General features: G+C 42.1%; 10 protein-coding genes. 4 read left to right on the top strand and 6 right to left on the bottom strand.

Features of this window, described 5'->3' with window-relative positions:
- Positions 1 to 123 precede the first annotated feature (123 nt).
- Positions 124 to 861, bottom strand: a complete 738-nt coding sequence (locus DP116_RS16110) for a DUF928 domain-containing protein (protein WP_169156148.1) — start codon at positions 859 to 861, stop codon at positions 124 to 126.
- Between the two features lie 413 nt (positions 862 to 1,274).
- Here DP116_RS16110 and DP116_RS16105 point away from each other — a divergent pair, with 413 nt between their 5' ends.
- The 4 genes from DP116_RS16105 (at position 1,275) to DP116_RS16090 (ending at position 10,171) form a co-directional block, all read left to right on the top strand.
- The gene (locus DP116_RS16105; RefSeq protein WP_169156147.1) at positions 1,275 to 4,571 is read left to right on the top strand and encodes an FHA domain-containing protein; all 3,297 of its coding nucleotides are present in this window, start codon (positions 1,275 to 1,277) and stop codon (positions 4,569 to 4,571) included.
- A 341-nt stretch (positions 4,572 to 4,912) separates the two neighbouring features.
- Positions 4,913 to 6,100, top strand: coding sequence for an RNA-guided endonuclease InsQ/TnpB family protein (locus DP116_RS16100; protein WP_169156146.1), 1,188 nt, complete (start codon positions 4,913 to 4,915; stop codon positions 6,098 to 6,100).
- A gap of 114 nt (positions 6,101 to 6,214) precedes the next feature.
- Entirely contained in the window at positions 6,215 to 7,861 is a 1,647-nt protein-coding gene (locus tag DP116_RS16095; protein ID WP_169156145.1) for an FAD-binding oxidoreductase, read from the top strand.
- A 186-nt stretch (positions 7,862 to 8,047) separates the two neighbouring features.
- Positions 8,048 to 10,171 (top strand): CHASE2 domain-containing serine/threonine-protein kinase, encoded by a 2,124-nt coding sequence (locus tag DP116_RS16090; protein ID WP_169156144.1) that lies wholly within the window; start codon positions 8,048 to 8,050, stop codon positions 10,169 to 10,171.
- A gap of 118 nt (positions 10,172 to 10,289) precedes the next feature.
- Here DP116_RS16090 and DP116_RS16085 read toward each other — a convergent pair whose 3' ends face one another.
- From DP116_RS16085 to DP116_RS16065, 5 genes are all read right to left on the bottom strand, one after another.
- A complete protein-coding gene (locus DP116_RS16085; RefSeq protein WP_169156143.1) occupies positions 10,290 to 13,019 on the bottom strand; it encodes a CHAT domain-containing protein in 2,730 nt (909 codons plus the stop codon).
- A gap of 290 nt (positions 13,020 to 13,309) precedes the next feature.
- On the bottom strand, positions 13,310 to 14,968 hold the full coding sequence (locus DP116_RS16080) for a ShlB/FhaC/HecB family hemolysin secretion/activation protein (protein ID WP_246275652.1): 1,659 nt from the start codon (positions 14,966 to 14,968) through the stop codon (positions 13,310 to 13,312).
- A gap of 827 nt (positions 14,969 to 15,795) precedes the next feature.
- Complete coding sequence (locus DP116_RS16075; protein ID WP_169156142.1) at positions 15,796 to 16,494, bottom strand: tetratricopeptide repeat protein; 699 nt, start codon at positions 16,492 to 16,494, stop codon at positions 15,796 to 15,798.
- Between the two features lie 354 nt (positions 16,495 to 16,848).
- Complete coding sequence (locus tag DP116_RS16070; RefSeq protein WP_169156141.1) at positions 16,849 to 17,340, bottom strand: PIN domain-containing protein; 492 nt, start codon at positions 17,338 to 17,340, stop codon at positions 16,849 to 16,851.
- Positions 17,330 to 17,584, bottom strand: coding sequence for a UPF0175 family protein (locus DP116_RS16065; protein ID WP_169156140.1), 255 nt, complete (start codon positions 17,582 to 17,584; stop codon positions 17,330 to 17,332). Before DP116_RS16065 ends, DP116_RS16070 begins: the two co-directional genes overlap by 11 nt.
- Positions 17,585 to 17,774: the final 190 nt, after the last annotated feature.

The raw sequence follows: 17,774 nt of genomic DNA, 5'->3' as shown, positions 1-17,774 counted from the left end.
TGATGCCTTTGGTTGGTTCAATCACTGTGGTCTATTTATCTGAAAATTGCTGTAATGCGATAGACCACTAAGTTGGGTAGTCAGGCATTTTTTGTTGCAAGGTATAGCCCGCCTCAACAAAATCTACTGCTGTTGTGGTGCTTCCCCTCCTTGAAGCAAGGGGGCATTCACCACATCAGGTTTGAATTCTACACTCTGTAACAATCCTTCCCAATCAGCTTTTAATTCTGCATCATTGGGACGAGAGTAACGCAAACCAGCCAACTTGGCAACGCTATCTTGCCAAATTCCAGCTTGTGCATAAACATTGACAACTTGTTGCGGACTTGCATTTTTTAGCTGCGTTGTCAATGGAGGTTCCGCTTGAATGCGTTTAATCCCTCCATGCACCAAGTGATCTTTAGAACGTGCTTTCGGATTACAAACAATTGAAAAAAACCAGTGATAGTCCTTACCGACTTCTAGTGATGCGTTTGTCAGGGGAATACTGACAACTCCAGCTTTGCTACTCGGTTTATAGGACTGCTTGGTTACAATGTTCTTTTCATTAGCGGTTTGTACAACCAGTTCTAATTGTGCTTGCGCAGATGTTTTTGGGATATAGAATAACAGTACAGGGTTTGCTGCTGTTGTTAATCCTATGTTAGATTGAGGAACTATAGCAGTCAGGGGCTTATTATCTAATAAGCATTGCTGCATTGTACGCGAGGCACCCGCTACACGCCTACCAGGTACTCCCAAAGCGGCTGGAGCTTTAAATGTTATCCGAGCCTCTGCAGGAATTAAAGGAATGACGACAGAAAAGCCTATTATGGCAGCCAAGGGGGCTGTCATAAATCCGTGTCGCAAAAAGGTCTTCATAAGAATAACTCGCTATGGTGAAAACCTTGGTGGTAGATGCATAATAAAAAGCTTTTCCCACCATACTTTGTATCGCTAACAATATTGTAGAGGTAATCTTTTAAGAATATGCACCTTAAATTTTTGTTGTGATATGTCTCAAAGTTAATATTGCTTGCTTCTATTGGGTTGTAGCAACGATTTGTAAAAATCCAGAATGATTTATAAATAACTATTAAATATTTTATACTATTGTGTCTTAGAACTTGACGCGAGTACTGTACAGCGGTTCATCCATCATAATATCTACAATATCAAATTTTCACACATAAAGCCCTTTCTCAACAAATGTGTACTAGACAACATTTGCCTATGCAGAAGGGAATTTTTGATGGGTGATCAGTACCAACGATTACTGAATACAAGCCAAAACAATGATTAGTCAAGTTTCAGAAACAAAGATGCACTTCATCAGGTGGCTGCTTGCAATCGGCTGGCTGATGTTAATTTTTTCTTTATTCTACGCTCCAATTTCACCTTGGTTTACAAGTTCTATTCATCTTGATTTCAACAACTACCAAAATGTATCAACTTGTGTGAAAGTTCAAGGAGTGTGTTTAAAAGAACAGCCCTATACTATCGGGGCACGCATCTTTTGGACAGTAGTTATCCCGAGTGCAATTGTTATTTTGTTAGTGTTCGGTCATGAATTTTGGCGGCGGATTTGTCCATTGTATTTCTTCTCTCAAATTCCACGAGCACTGGGAATTCAACGTAAGCGTAAAACGGTTTCTGAAGAAACAGGTAGTGTTCGTTCGGAATTGGCAGGTATAGAAAAAGAGTCTTGGCTAGGTCGGAATTACCTACTGCTGCAATTTGGTTTGTTGTACTTGGGGTTGAATATACGTATTTTGTTTGTGAATGGCGATCGCATAGCAATGGGTTTTTTCCTCCTATTTACCATCGCCTCAGCCATGACTGTCGGTTTTCTTTACAAGGGAAAAAGCTGGTGTCAGTATTTTTGCCCAATGGCACCTGTACAAATGTTTTTTACAGGACGACGGGGCTTGCTGGGGAGTGAAGCTCACCTTCAACCGCCACAGACTATCACCCAATCTACTTGTAGGACTGTCGATAGTTCAGGTAACGAGAAGAGTGCCTGTGTGAGTTGCCAATCTCCTTGTATCGATATTGACGCAGAGCGTTCTTATTGGGAGGGAATTACCAGACCAGATCAGAAGCTAGTATTTTACGGTTACTTCGGTTTGATGTTGGGATACTATGTCTTCTTTTACTTATATTCTGGTAATTGGGAATACTATTTTTCTGGTGGATGGCTTTATGAGCAAGATCCATTACGCACACTGTTCAACCCAGGATTTTACATATTTGGTCGCCCAGTTCCCATTCCCAAGATCATAGCAGCTCCTTTGACTCTTGCTGTTTTTTGCGCTGCGAGCTATTTAGTAGGGGAATTTTTAGAAAGAGCGTATAGAACTTATCTGAAAAAGAAAAACAAATACCACGATGAAGAACAAGTCCTGCACGTCTGTTTTGTTTTGTGTACTTTTATAGCCTTTAATGTCTTTTTTATCTTTGGCATTCGCCCCATTTTTAAACCACTCCCAGATTGGGCTATCATCGTGCTCAATATTCTCAGCGTTCTCGTGAGTAGCTTATGGTTGGAGCGCAGTTTGGCGGGTAGCAAAGAGCGTTATGCCCGTGAAAGTCTGGCAAATAATTTGCGCCGACAGTTGAACAAGCTAGCAGTAGACTGGTCTAAATTGCTTGAAGGACGTTCATTGCAAGATCTGATTCCAGATGAAGTGTACGTATTGGCGAAAGTCCTGCCTGGTTTTAGGCGTGTAGACCAAGTACGAGTTTACCAAGGGGTTTTGCGTGATGCCCTCGAAGAGGGGAATATGAGTTATGCAGAGAGTTTACATGCTCTCAAGGATTTGCGAAACCAATTTAACATCACTGATGAGGATCATTACTCTGTCTTAGCAGAACTTAACGTAGAAGATCCAACCTTACTCACTCCGCAAAAGCAACCCAGTCGTGAAAATAAATTGCGTATTGAGAGTTATCGGCGTGCGTTAGAAATGCTTATCCAAAAACAGTCAGAAAGAGGGATATCTCCGCCAGACGCAATTGATCGCAAGCAAAAGCAAATCCAGACATTGAGACAGGAGTATGCCATTAATATAGATGAGCACGAACAAGTCTTGGCCCAGATGTTGAATCAAAAAGGTGTACTGCTACGCACAGCAGAAACACTTTTGGCTCAATTGCAAGAATTGGCAGTACGCGATCAGATACTCTACAACTCAGTACCCAATCGCCAAGCACCTGTTTATGTTTTGCTAAGAAAAGCAGTGCAAGAGAAGAAAAAACTGATTGCCACTCAGTTACTTCGCATCTTAGAATTTTTAAAACAATCTCCTGAAGCCCTCAACATTGCTCGTTCAACAGGCGTACTGGCGGCAAATGTGATTGTAGAAATTTTGGAATCTAATGATGAGCAGTTAAGCTGGCGCAAGCGTTTAAATCCAAGAGTCCTGACTTCATTACAACAACAAGATCAACTCAGTCACCTGGTGCAAATATCAACACAACTTGACGTTGGCGCTAGCACTGCGAACGAGTCACAAACAAAACGCTATTCTCTGGATGTTACCAATCAATTAACAAATACACGTGTACCTCGTTCAAAAGCAATTGATCAAATCTTGCTTGAACTCCTACACGACTTAGACCCGTTGGTGCAAGCCGCCAGTCTTTATGCTCTAGATCAGCACAATCCTCCTGTTGCTATGCAGCAAGCTCGTCAAATACTGAATTCCAAGGAAAATAAAGATTGGCTGGTACAAGAAACCGCCCAAATCATTCTTGGTCAGAATCAGCAACGCAAGCAACCTGCTGATGTACCAACTTTAATTGCTCAGGTCAAAGAAATGGAACGCACAGAAAGGCGAACTTTCCAACAGCCGACAATTCGAGTCGGACGAGGACACGAGAATGATATTGTGATATTGGATAACCGTGTTTCCCGACAGCACGCCATATTTTATCTAGATCAAACAGGTGTCAGCGTTAAGGATTTGGGAAGCGGTAATGGTCTGCGTATTGGTAAAGAACATATCCACGACCAGCAAAAGCAACTGAAACAGGGAGATATTATTCGGTTTAGCAGCGAAGATGATTTGTTTCTCCTCGTACAATGGCAAATGCAACCTCTACAGGGAGATGCGTTAAGCGTAGCTCTGCCGCAGGCAATCGCCCAGTCAACAGGAACCCTAGAAAAGTTGCTATGGCTTTATAACAGCAGTTTCTTCCAGGCACCAAAGGCAAATGTCTTGGTTGAACTTGCTCGCAATGCAACCGTACGCGAATATCAACCCCAACAGGAAATTTGTAGAATAGGAGCAACTGCTTTTGAACTCATAATCCTGATTGATGGGGAGGCAATGCTACTTTCAGGCAATACAGCGAATAATCAAACGATTTTGCCTGGGCAAGTTATAGGAGAATTAGAAGTTCTAACCCATAGCTACTATGTAGCAACAGTCGTAGCAGTCAAGCAAGGGACTCGGGCTTTAGCTATCAAGGCAAAAGATTTTGAAGCGGCGCTTTCACATAATCCACCACTGGCGATCAATGTCTTACAAGTGGTGAGTCATCGTCTTCAAGAAAGTCTAGGGCATACAGCTGCTGTGACTCAGCTTTAAAGGTTAGGACTTACGCAAGAACTCTCGAAAACTCTTATTCCTATGTGTCCTTTGTAGTATGCGCGCTCTTGCAACGCTACGCTAACGTTATTTTGCGTAAGTTCTGAAGCTGTGGTCGCCATCCAGAGTCCACGCTGAAAGTATGAACCTTGGATGGCTGTACTTTTTACTTTCGAGTTACACGAGTTAGGGTGAAACACTAAATAATAAAAACGTTGGACAAACCCGAAAATAGCGCTCAAACTCGCCACTTTCAACAAATCAGACAATATTGGTCATAAGTAGAAACATACTACTAATGCTAAAGTATCAAGATAAATATTGCATTTCTATCGAGCAACATGCAGCTAGGTTTTAAAACTAAACTGAAAACAACTCTTTTTCAGCAACAGTTATTTGCTCAACATGCAGGTTTCGCCCGTTGGGTTTATAATTGGGGACTTGCGACGATGGAAAATTTTTATCAAAGTGGTGTCAAACTAAGCTACCGTGATGCTCGCAAGTTTTATACAAATGTAGTCAAGCCCGAATATCCTTGGATGACACAGATGTCATCTAGGGTTTATGTTTATGCATTTGAGCAGCTTAAAGAGGCATACAAGCGTTTTTTTAATGGTATTGCTCTCAAACCAACTTTCAAAAAAAAAGGGAAGTCCAAAGATTCTTTTACTGTTGATTGGAATGGTAAAGTCAAGCGAACAGATGGAAAAAGTATTAAATTACCTGCACCATTAGGAATTGTTTGTACTTTTGAACAACTACCTTCTGTTGACATTAAAAAAGCCACTATTAGTCATGGTGCAGATGGTTGGTATATTTCTTTTAACTACGAAATACCAGATATATCTGTAGGTCAATTAGATGAATGTAATCATGTTGATGATATTGTTGGTGTCGATTTGGGTATAAATAGTTTGGCTGTAGCGGTCAGTTTAAATACAGTTAAGACTTTTGATAATCCGAAAAAATACCGCAAATCGAAAAAGCAACTAGCAAGACTGCAACGGCAGTTACAACGTAAAACAAAGGGCAGTAAAGGACATCTAAAAGCTAAAAATAGATTAGCTCGATACCACAAACACATAGCTGATACTCGCAGTCATACCATCAATCATATGACTACAACTATATGCAAAAACCACGCGGTTGTAGTGATTGAAAATCTCAACGTTGAGGGTATGATGCAAAATCACAAATTAGCTGGTGCTGTGGCTGATTGCGGATTTGGTGAGATTGAACGTCAGTTTCAGTACAAAACGCAAAAGTTCGCTCATCGGTTAATACAAGTTGATAGATTTTACCCATCCTCTCAACTGTGTCCTAAATGTGGTGCAAAACAGAAAATGCCGCTAAACCTTCGTACTTATAAATGCGATTGTGGTTATGAACGTGACAGGGATGAGAATGCAGCGTTTAATTTATGTTTATATGGATGGGAACATAATGGTTTTCAAACCGGAGAGTTACCCGGTTCTGATCGTGGAGGGTTAAAGCTGCCTACAGCACCTGTTGAAGCGATAAAAGAGTAAGAGGCTAGCCCGGTTTGTCCTGGTTTATCCAATGAAATTATAACTGAATATGAGTATATTGCAAACACAAAGAAAATTTATATTCATTATTAACGTTTTTTCATACAAAAAGATATGCTTAAAATCAAGTTAATAGACTCTAATACTTCAGACCAGTTCAAAGACGTAGATTTAATTCCAGAAACTAAGCCAAATCAGGAGTGTTTTATTGGTCGCCTTGCGAACTGTGATTTACTTTTAGAGGCAGCTGAAGTCAGCCGGATGCATGGAAAAGTTTCCATGAAAAGAGGAAATTATTATTTTGTTGATTTAGCTAGCAGTGGTGGTTCCCGAATTAACGGCGAAAAAGCTCAAATTAATCAGGATTATCTCCTCAACCCAGGTGACAAGATTCAAATTGGTCGGTTTATCCTGATGATTTTACAAATTAGGACAGAGGAAGACGAAACGTTCATGGAATCACAAAAAAGGGCACAACAAATCCTCGTTCGCGATTCCGAAAGTCAGCCGCCACCTCCCCGTGTTTCTCTAGAAAAATTTATGCCTCTGGCAATCCTAGAGCCAAGCCAAGTGCAACGCTGGGTTAAAGGAGAGTTAACACTTACTTGCATAGGTGTGATTGATGAAACACATGATGTGAAAACCTTTCGCTTTGTAGCACAGCCTCCGGTGTTGTTCACCTACAACCCAGGTCAATTTGTCACCCTCAAACAGGAAATCAATGGCAAACAGGTTTCGCGTTCTTACACCATTTCATCAAGCCCCTCTCGTCCCCATACCTTAGAAATCACGGTCAAACGCGTTCCTCATTCACTTGGTGAATCGAGTTTACCAGAGGGTTTGGTTTCTAACTGGTTGCACGATCATGTGACCGTTGGCAGTAGAATCCACTGTAACGGACCATTGGGAAAGTTTACCTGCTTCACCAACCCCCTCCCAAAAATGTTGTTCCTCAGCGCAGGGATTGGTATCACACCTATGATGTCTATGTCCCGGTGGCTATGTGATACTGCATCTGATTGTGATATAATATTCTTTCATAGTGTGCGCACCCTGCGTGATTTCATTTTCCGGCAAGAACTAGAACTGATGTCAGCACGGCATCCAAATTTTCGTTTGGTGGTTTCCACAACTCGCAAAGAACCCGGACAGACTTGGTTTGGTCTAACTGGCAGGTTCGATACAGCTATGCTACAAGTTGTTGCACCCGATTTTAGGGAGCGCAGTGTGTATGTCTGTGGTCCGCACGGTTTTATGGAAAACGTCAACCAGATCCTGCAAACTTTTGACTATCCAATGCAGAACTACCATGAGGAAAGCTTTGGACCCCCGCGCAAAAGTTCTAAATTTCCTATCTCTAAGCAGACTGTAATCAGCACTTTGGATGATCCTGTGACTCCTGTTGTTGACTATAGGTTCAAACAAAGTTTTATACATTTGCCCCGAGAAACTGTTTCTGACTCAAATGTGGGTAGAGATGCAGCAAGGTTTTCCAACAAAAGTTCTGTGATTTTCTCTCAATCAAGAATAGAGGCCTACAGTGATGGCGAAGAATCGATTCTTCATTTGGCTGAACAACAGGGGGTGAGAATCCGCAATAGTTGCCGTTCTGGAGTGTGTGGTAGCTGTAAGAAGTTGAAGTTACAGGGACAAATTTACACAGAAGGGGAACCGGAAGCCTTAGAAGAGAGTGAACGTCAACAAGGTTACGTTCTTACTTGCATCTCCTATCCTATTGGACGGGTTGTGATTGATGCATAATAACTAATTTTCAATTTATTTGATTTTCTTTGAAGAACCATAATGATATGGAACAATAGAAACAGGGGAGCCTTGGAAAACAGAAATTTCATCTTCTTGTTACTCTCTAGGCAGTCCTACTTTTGCAAAAATTCATAACAGTAAAAAAATATAATAATTTCTTATATATTAAATTGGTCATTGCTTATGGTTGCCAGCATCAGAAATCTACTGACACAGCCTGCGGTTTTTGCGAGTGCAATCGTGAGTGTGTTGCTGGTTGGCGCTCAACAGTTAGGATGGTTAGAGCATCCGGAACTGATAGTTTTCGACCAGATGATGCAAAGCCGTGCAGATGTCGAACAAGACAAGCGCCTCCTGATTGTGGGATTTACCGAAAATGACATCCAAAACTTAAAGCAGTCGTCGCCCAATGGCAATGTTTTAACTACAGTCTTGAGCAAACTAGAACAATATCAAGCAAAAGTTATCGGTTTAGACTTTTTTCGCGATGTACCAGTGGATCCAGGGCATAAAAAGCTCCTGAGTCATATAAAACAGAGTTCGCGCATTGTGAGTATCTGCAAACTTGGTGATGACAAAGAGCCTGTTGTACCACCTCCACAGGGTGTAGCACCGGAAACCGTAGGATTCGCTGATTTCTCGGAAGATGGAGATGGGGTGATTCGGCGGAATCTACTCATAGCCTCCCCCGATCCCAAGTCAAAGTGTGCAGCCGAAGGTTCCCTGGGGTTTCAATTAGCTCTGCAGTACTTAAACATTCCACCAGAAATTACTGAAAAGAGAATTAAACTGGGTAATACCGTGTTTCAACGTCTAGAGCCTGATTCAGGGAATTACAGGAATCTTGATAATCGGGGTTTTCAAATATTACTAAACTACGGTTCTAAGAAAAGCATTGCTCAACAAGTCAGCTTTACAGATGTGCTCAACAATCGCATCAATCCGAGTTTGGTCAAAAACCGTATTGTCTTGATTGGCTCAACTGCGCCCAGTTCCCAAGACGTTCGCATCACACCTTATAGCAGTGGTAACAAACAGGATAATTCTGGCAAAATGCCTGGAGTTGTCATCCATGCTCAGATGGTGAGTCAAATTCTGGATGCTGTTTCCAATAAAAGACGACTGTTTTGGTTTTTACCTGAATGGGGACAAGTCCTTTGGATTTGGGGCTGGGCTGTGGTAGGTGGAGTTGTGGCGTCGCGCATTCAGCATCCACTTTATTTAGGGTTAGCAACAACCGCTTCCTTAGCGATACTGCTTTTGAGTTGTTTTGCCATCTTTACTCACGCAGGGTGGGTACCAGTAGTATCTCCGATTTTAGGGTTTCTTCTCGTCCAAGGGGGTGTTCTTGCTTATACATCATTCCAAAACAAGCAACAGAAAGAAAAAGTAGCACTTCAAATTCAAGATCAAAACGAAACTATCTCCCTATTGCAATCGCTTCTGCGCGATGGTGGAAATCACCAAACGCAGACACAGGGGGGAATTCATAATGGCTTACAACTACAAGGAATATTGAATCACCGTTATAAAATTATCGAATTACTTGGTTGTGGGGGATTTAGTTATACCTATCTGGCTGAAGATACTTATCGCCCAGGCAGCCCTCTGTGTGTCGTTAAGTACTTGCAACCTGCTCGTAATGACGATCTGTTTTTAGATGTTGCTAGGCGTTTATTTAAAACGGAAGCAGAAATTTTAGAGACTTTAGGTCAACACGAGCAGATTCCACAATTGATGGCTTATTTTGAAGAAAATAAGCAATTTTATCTGGTACAAGAGTATATCCAAGGGCATTCCTTACATCAAGAACTGACTCCCGGTAAACGTTTTTCTGATGTTCAAGTGGTGCATTTCCTGAAAGATGTTTTGCAGATACTGGCGTTTGTTCATAGTCACGGTGTTATCCATCGAGATATCAAACCTAGCAACTTGATGCACCGAGAAAAAGATCAACGAACTGTACTGATTGACTTTGGCGCTGTCAAACAAATTCAGCCTCAACACCCAACAGAGAACCCGACAGTAGCAGTCGGTACTATAGGATATTCACCTCCTGAGCAGTTTATGGGACAGCCAAGGCTCAATAGCGATATCTTTGCTTTGGGAATGATTGCTATCCAAGCTTTAACTGGGACTCCTGCTAAATATCTGGAACGAGACTCTACTACAACAGAACTCGTTTGGCGACATCTTGCAGAAACTAGCGAAGACTTGGCTGCTGTTTTAGACAAAATGGTGTGCTACGACTTCCGAAAGCGATACCAATTTGTAGAAGAAGTTTTATACAGTCTGCGAAATTTTTAACAAGCAATTACCTCACCCCCTGCCCCTCTCCTACCGTCTACACACCGGATCCCTTTTCCCTCTCCTTTATAAGTAGCAAATTCTGTAGGGTGGGCATTGCAATGCCCACCCTACTTTCTTAAAGCCAGTTACCTACCAAAACATAAGGTGCCCAATAATACGGATGATCGTACAAAGGATTTTTCAACAAGGACAATTGAGCCTTCTTTAAAGCTTCTGCTTTAGTGGTGTTGGATTTGCTTAACTGTTTGTAAAACTCACCCATGATCTCAGCAGTTGCCTGATCATCTACAACCCAAAGCGATGCCAATGTACTGCGTGCCCCAGCTTGGAAAGCGATTCCAGCAATTCCTAATGCAGCTCTATTGTCTCCCTCAGCCGTTGAACAAGCACTCAGGACAAGTAGCTCAATTGCACCTCTTTGGTCAGTTGCCCTAGTTTTGAGTAAGTTACTTAAATCGTTGACGTTCACTTTACCATCAAAAGTTAAAATGAAGGTATCTTCTGGCTTAGAACTAAACTGACCATGAGTTGCCAGGTGAACCACTGGCGCATTAAACGACTTAACAGCCTCTTTTATCGCACTTCTGGTAAATTTCTTGTCAAGCAGCACGTCACTGTCGCGAACTATTGACTTAATTTCATCAAGTTCGCGTTTGACAGCAGGTAATGCCGGAAAGTCTCTGACTTCCTCGCTGAGTCCAGCAGCAACAGTTCGCAGTTCGCTGCGTGCAAAAGGTTGGGGGTTTAATAGTTCTAAGCCTGGAGACAGAGCAATGTTATATTTTTGGACAAGATAACTTTTTCCATCGTACAACGCCGCCATTGGAATATTTTGCAGTGGACCATCCAAGACAAACACCAGGTTTTTGATTTGGCGTTTTTCCAATTCAGATTCAATCGGTTTAATGATCCATTCATAAACTTCTTGAGACGGAACCTTAAACTCTGGAGTCGAGCGGGTTTCTAATTTTTGCCGCAGTTCATCAAGCTTGTCTTCGACTTCTTTTTGGGATAGAATCTTTGTGTAATGACGTAAGTTTCGACCTTGTTTCTGGTTGGTTGAAGAGGAAGGGAGGGAATAGATCACTTCTAGGCGATCGCCCAAAATCACTGGATAAATCACTCCTGCTGTGCGATCAACTTGGTCAACCTTGACAGGTTTTGCATTTATACAAGCTGTGCGGAAGTAATTGTCTAGTTCTGCTAGCTTGAGTGACTCTATCACATCTCTAGCTTTGTCAAGATCATCTTGACTGGGTTCCTTATTTCCTGGCTGCAACAACAAACTAACCAGTTCGCGATAGATTGGCTCAACTTCTTCTTGAAAAGAAAATTCCACGTCGCGCTGGGCAACTAAATCGCCGCGTAAAGACTTGAGGTTCTCAACAGCTTTGCTATATGATGCTTTTGCTCCTTTCTCATCTTTTTGGCCTTTGAGTATGCGACCTAACTGCCATTGCCAACGATAGCCAATATCTGGTGCTGTTATACTTTCGGAAAGTGCTAAGGCTTGCTGGGTGAGTTTTTGTGCATCAGTCCACTGTTGAGTCTGTTCGTATAGTCCCCCTAAAGTCCCCAAAGCATAGGCTTCAGCACGCTTGTCTTCCAAACTCTTGGCTTGATCAACAGCTGTTGCGGTGATTTGGGCGATCGCCTTCCATTCTGGAATACTGTTAGTTGCTATATTTTGCGCACCTATCCCTTGTTTAGGACAATTTCCATGAACTACAGTTCGTCTTCCCTCAGTTCTCTGCCTGAGACAAGCCAAAGTTTGCGCATAGTTAATTCTTGCATAAAGGCTCTTACGACTAGGTGCTAAGGTATCTAACTGAGATTGAATTTGAGGTAACAAACTCAGATCTAAAAGCTGGTTAGATGATTGTTGCGCTGTCTCTGGTGACTTTTGTTGTGGAGGTTTCAGGGATAGACGCAGTTGATTTGTTTGCGCTACCAGCCGAGTTATCGGTAAAGGAGAAGATGCTGCTGCTTTTTTATAATACTCCATTGCTTCATCAGTCTTTTGCCGCGCTTGGGCTGTATTTCCCAAACTCAGGTAAATTTCTGCTACCAGTTCCGCAGAGTTTAGTTTAGAAGCTATTGCTAAACTTTGTTCTAAAGCCTGTTGGGAACCAAAGTCCTCTATTTTCTTTGGGTCTTTCTGGTCTAAAATTCCTACGACTCGTAAAGCATTACCCAAGCTTAACAGTCCCTTTGCCTTGAGGAGAGAGTCAGGTTCCGCCTGCAGTAGTTTATTTACGTCTATTAAAGTTATACGAGCGCGATCGTAAAGCCCCAAGGCTTGCAGTGCCTGAATCTGGTTTATTTTACTACCAATCTCCCCCTCTTTATCCCGGTTTTTCACGTAGAGAGTGCTTGCCTCCTCCCAACTAGCAAGAGCTTTTTCAGATTTTCCTTGTGCTAATTCTATCTGTCCTTGGGTGTTCAGTGCTTGAGCGCGAACTGTGATGTATTCTTGAGAATTTATACGGTTTTTTTGTAACAGATCAAAACTCTGTGCAATTGCAATGCTCGCTTGAGGTAACTGTCCAAGCTGCTGATAAGCCAATGCAACATAGTTCAATGCTAAAGCTTGATTCAAGGTATCACCTTGAGTTTGAAATTTTTCTGCAGCTTGTTGTAAAACTTGCACGGCTGGTGCAAACTGTTCTCTTTGGTAGCGTTCCAAGCCTTGCTGCAAGAGTTGTCTTGCATCAGTTTGCTGTACAAGTTGGGTAGGCTGACTTTGTTGAGTCTGTGGATAATTTCTTGTATCAGCCGCTAAAGCAAGTGGGCTGGCGATGACTGCAATTTGCGCAAGTGCAGCGAGAAAAATAAGTCTAGACATAAGCTATTAAGGAATTCAAAATTCAAAATTCAAAATTCAAAATCAAGAAAACTAGTCAGACAGCTTAAGAACTGATTTATAAAGTAAATATTAAGACTTTGTAGGTTGGGTGGAACGAAGTGGAACCCAACATTTGATCGATTTGTTGGGTTTCGTCCCTCAACCCAACCTACAAAACTGAACTTTGTAGGTTGGGTGGAACGAAGTGGAACCGAACATTTGATCGATTTGTTGGGTTTCGTCCCTCAACCCAACCTACAAAACTACTGATAACTGGTAACTGATAACTGTTAAAACCGTTGGGTATAAACGATGGAAAAATATAAACCCTTTTCTTGCAAAGTTTCGTCATTGCGTGATTTCACGTCAATAAGAGGAATACCATAGTCGAATCTGGCACTTAAATTATTGCTTTGCCATAGCAACCCCAAACCCAGGGAAGCCAGGTTACTAGGGTCGGGGTTACTGTAACCAGAGCTATTCCAGGCTGTACCATAGTCAAAAAACGGAGTCACTTGTAACACGCCGACTTCTGGTACTCGTAAAATTGGATACCTGAGTTCGGCAGACGCTAAAAAAGCATTATCTGTTAACAGCAGGTCTTGACGATATCCGCGTACTGTGCGTTGTCCTCCCAAACCGAATTGCTCTAAAGGAACTAATGCCCTGTCGGATATTTGAGTATCTGCACGGACGAGCACTAATGTATCAGCAGCTAAAAGCCGCGCCCACTGCGCCTGTCCTCGCCAAGAAAAAAAGCTACCATCGGGTGCTCTTTTGTTCGTGGTTGCATCGAAGACATCTAAGCCAAAACTAAATTGCGATCGCGCCGCCAGCACTTGTTGGCTATCACGCTTTGTCCATTCTTGAAAAAACCGCAGTATTGATAAGCGAGTTTCTCCATTGTTATTAGCCCCAGGTTGGGGAAATCCTACTCGGCGACCAATGAGAGATTCCAAAAAGCCAACGTCACTTTCTCGGCGATTTGCAGTCAGTCCGAGGGCAAATACTTCCGTGGGCGTTTCCACAATTGGTTGACGCAGTGTCAGAGAAAAGTCTTGTGCGGTTCCGTTGATATCTAAATCATCAAAGGGTTTTTCAATGACAGAGCTGTCTGTATAGTTATAGGCAAATTCCAGCGTCCCATTATAAGCATTTATCGGTAAAGTATAACGAGCTTCCACAGCGTTGCTACCATCAGTGTTGGAGTAGCCCACACTTAAACCATCTCCCAGTCCCAACAAGTTAGCTTGGTTAAGTTGGATTTGTCGCTGAAAGCTACCAATACTGGGGTTTCGATAATTGTCTAAGCTAATTTGAGCAGAAAATGTTTTTGCTTCTGTCACCCTGACGTCTAGCACGTTAGTACCAGGGGTTGATCCACTTGCAAGGTTCGCAGAAATATTTTGAATCAGTGGATTGAGTGTAAGTAGTTGTAATGCTCTTTGTAATTTGTTGACGTTGAGAGGTTCGCCAGTGGCGATCTTCAAACGACTGCGAACATAGTTAGAGTTCAGCCGCTTCAGACCTCTAACCTGGATACTTTCCACGCGACCTTCCAAGACTTTAATGGTGACAACACTTCCTTTAACTTTGAAGGTTTGGTCGCCTGGAATGAAAGCCCCGGTGGTAACGTAACCTTTTTCCCGATAAAGTTTGTTTATTTCTTCAGAAGCCTGTAAAAGTTCAGCAAAAGTAATCTGTCTCTTAACAAAATTTTTGGTTGCATCATCGAGTTGTTTGCGGCTGAACACAGTACTACCAACCACCTCAAAACGCTCAACTTCAATGGTTCCGGCAAACTCATTGATTAACTGTTCTGGAGGGGAAGGAGTTTGGGGAGGAGAGGGAAATAAATTTTCTGGTGGTGGGATAACTGGGGGGTGCGATCGGGGGATTTTCTTGTTGTGGTCGCCGGAATATGTCTGATGGAGGCTGAGTTTGGGCAATTTCAGTTTTTAATTCGACACCCCCAGATGCATTCACTGTTTGTGCTGACAACGGCTGTTGGTGCAAGCTATTGAATACCATCAGGCTCAGTATGAGTAGACTAGGCGAAAACTGGTAATAATAGAGACTTAAAAACCTTTTATTTGGCATGGGTAGATGCTGGAGAGTAAGAGCGATGACACTACATGAGTAGTAGTCTTCTAAGCCAAAAATGAGGGGTAACTATAATTTGTAGTAACTGAGATTTTGCACCATTGTTAATTAGCAACTTCGCCCACCTTGAACTCAAGTTCCAGGCTAATAGCCCAAGTCCATTAAAATGGACTGAAAATTTTGGTGAGTCAGCATTTAGTCCTCACCAGAGGACTTTCGCTATGCAGCCCTGGGTTTCTAACCCTAGGCGGTTGTTGGGTCGGCGTGCAAGCTCTGAGTAATAACCACTGTCTTCCCATTAAGCGCTCACTACAAACCCTGCAAAGTTTGTGTGGTGAACGAGTCGTTTTACCTGTTGTACAAATAGCAAACATATTTCCATCAAAAAATGATAGAAAGAATGATTACCATTAATTCGACAACAATCTAATCTTTTGTTACAAAAATTAAGTTATCGCTTAGTACGGATGAAAATTGTTTGATAATCTGCTAACGGTAGTATATTACAGCTAAAACCGGATTGACGCAATTCTGTTGCAAAACACTCAGAATTGTAGGTTGGGTTAAGCGAAGCGCAACCCAACAAAACCAAGCCAGGAGTTGGGTTTCGTTCCTCAACCCAACCTACATAGTTTTATGTTTTTTGCGCTTACTCAAGCGTATTGCAAAACAGTCAACCTCTTAAAGAGTTTGCATTTGTTGGCGAAACGTGATACATAGTATCTTCAGGGGCAAGACGAATCGCTGTATTATAATCCGTCATTGCTTTTAAGATATCGCCGATTTCATGATAAAGCTGACTGCGCCAAAGGTAGAAAAGGGCATTGTCAGGATGGAGATCAATAGCTTGAGTATAATCCTCAAGTGCGCCTTGGTTGTCTCCTAAATTTTTGCGACGAAAGTTAGCTCGTTCAGTGTAAAGGTAAGCGTCATGGGGATAAAGACGAATTCCATTATTTAATTCCGCAAGCGCTTTTTGAACATCTCCTTGTCGCCAGGAAGTATAAGCTTTTTCAATGTATACTGTGGGAGTGATCTCTTGATTGCCAGATGTGATATCTTCTTGGGTAGATTGACGCTTATTTTCTGCTGTGTGCAAAGAATCTGCCCTGCTTGAAGAAGGCTTGCCCAAATGAAGAGATTTATGTAGAACACAAACAGTCGAGCCGAGGGCTAATATAATTCCCACTGTCACAAGTATTCCAGCAAAATCATTTCCGACACTGCTACTAGAGCTATGAAAGTCTTTTATATATTTTCCGGCTAGAGAGTTTTCTTCAACTGTAGTGGCTTCTGCTGGTTGGGAAACACCTGTACTAGGTTCTCCTGCTAGAGTGAGCAGCGATTCGGTAGCAAGGATTGTCTGCTTCATAATCTGGTGTACTCCACTACATGGCACTGCTTTTGAATAAGTAACATAAATACAAATATTTTATTTGATAAAAAAAGACTCTAGCCAGAGGAGACTTGATTCTTTACCAAACTCTTCAAACTAATGGTTGTTTATATTATCTTATTTTTCCAAAGTCTGTTTTATTTAACTTCTGTAAATCGAACTAGTCCGGAGGAAAAATTATGATTCTATCTAAGATAGGTTCTAGTACCTTAGGGCAGGTATCACAGTCTAGTATCTGATAGACCATTATAGAAACTTAAGAGGTGCTCGATAAAGTGCATCATATATGAGTAGGGTGCGTTAACGTCATCTCATGCAGCGACTAACCGTTTACTCTCCGGCTTGTTGTTTGAGCAGATTCACCACATTATCAGATAACCATAAACCTGCATCGCGTAAAGCTTCAATTCCTTGTGATACGCTCTTAATCAGTCCGCGTCGTTTGGCTCTTATGAGTATGCCTCCCGTACCAATGGTAGTGATACCCAAGACTTGACCGCAACGCCGCGCTGCTCTATCGTCAACAATAGCTGCACTATTGGCTAAAGTTTTCAAAGCTAGACTCAACACTTGTGATTCTCCCTTGCCTAAATCCCAAGCTGCAACTTCAGGGGCAATCGTAGTAATTTCTACTCGTTGTATCCAAGAGACTCTAGGTAATTGTCTTGATGCAGCATCATCTTCACCTGCGATCGTAACTTCTTCAAATACACCTTCCGGAACCAATATTTCCGCGAACAATTGGGGTAGTAATTCTGCTTGCTGACTTTTAAAAAGGACAATAAGAGGTGAAGAGTTAATGATGACGCGGTTAATCAACATTCCCGATTTCCTCGGCTAATTCCTCAGTAGTATATTGCATAAAATCTACTCGGTAACGAGACAAAGCATTAATAAACTCTGCCCGAGTGAGTCCAGCAATTTCTGCCGCTTTTCCTTGAGAAATTTCGCCTAGTTCATACCATTTTACTGCTGCCGCAATCCGCATTTCTTGGACGAATTCTTCAGGATTTTTGCGGAGGGCAGAAAATACGGTTTCCGGTAATTGGATTGGAACTGTTCTCATAGAAGACTCCTTTTGTTATTGCTAATTGGACTATTCTCCATTCCGTTACATAAATCCTACTCAAAGTCCTCACCAAAAATTGGCTCATCCAGTTGGCTTATTTTATATCCGGATGAACACTTATAAAAAAACAAAGAACCTCACCCTGCCCTGTCGGGCATCCCTCACGCCAGGTGCTACAACGGGGGGA

The organism is Brasilonema bromeliae SPC951, assembly GCF_012912135.1.
In the GTDB taxonomy this organism is placed as follows: Bacteria; Cyanobacteriota; Cyanobacteriia; order Cyanobacteriales; family Nostocaceae; genus Brasilonema; species Brasilonema bromeliae.
The sequence above is the reverse complement of the archived record's forward strand: the minus strand, read 5'-3'. Positions and strand labels throughout refer to the sequence as shown.

Coding starts and splice junctions, on each gene's coding strand:
- DP116_RS16110 (WP_169156148.1), bottom strand. CDS start 861: ATGAAGACCTTTTTGCGACACGGATTTATGACAGCCCCCTTGGCTGCC.
- DP116_RS16105 (WP_169156147.1), top strand. CDS start 1,275: ATGATTAGTCAAGTTTCAGAAACAAAGATGCACTTCATCAGGTGGCTG.
- DP116_RS16100 (WP_169156146.1), top strand. CDS start 4,913: ATGCAGCTAGGTTTTAAAACTAAACTGAAAACAACTCTTTTTCAGCAA.
- DP116_RS16095 (WP_169156145.1), top strand. CDS start 6,215: ATGCTTAAAATCAAGTTAATAGACTCTAATACTTCAGACCAGTTCAAA.
- DP116_RS16090 (WP_169156144.1), top strand. CDS start 8,048: ATGGTTGCCAGCATCAGAAATCTACTGACACAGCCTGCGGTTTTTGCG.
- DP116_RS16085 (WP_169156143.1), bottom strand. CDS start 13,019: ATGTCTAGACTTATTTTTCTCGCTGCACTTGCGCAAATTGCAGTCATC.
- DP116_RS16075 (WP_169156142.1), bottom strand. CDS start 16,494: ATGAAGCAGACAATCCTTGCTACCGAATCGCTGCTCACTCTAGCAGGA.
- DP116_RS16070 (WP_169156141.1), bottom strand. CDS start 17,340: ATGTTGATTAACCGCGTCATCATTAACTCTTCACCTCTTATTGTCCTT.
- DP116_RS16065 (WP_169156140.1), bottom strand. CDS start 17,584: ATGAGAACAGTTCCAATCCAATTACCGGAAACCGTATTTTCTGCCCTC.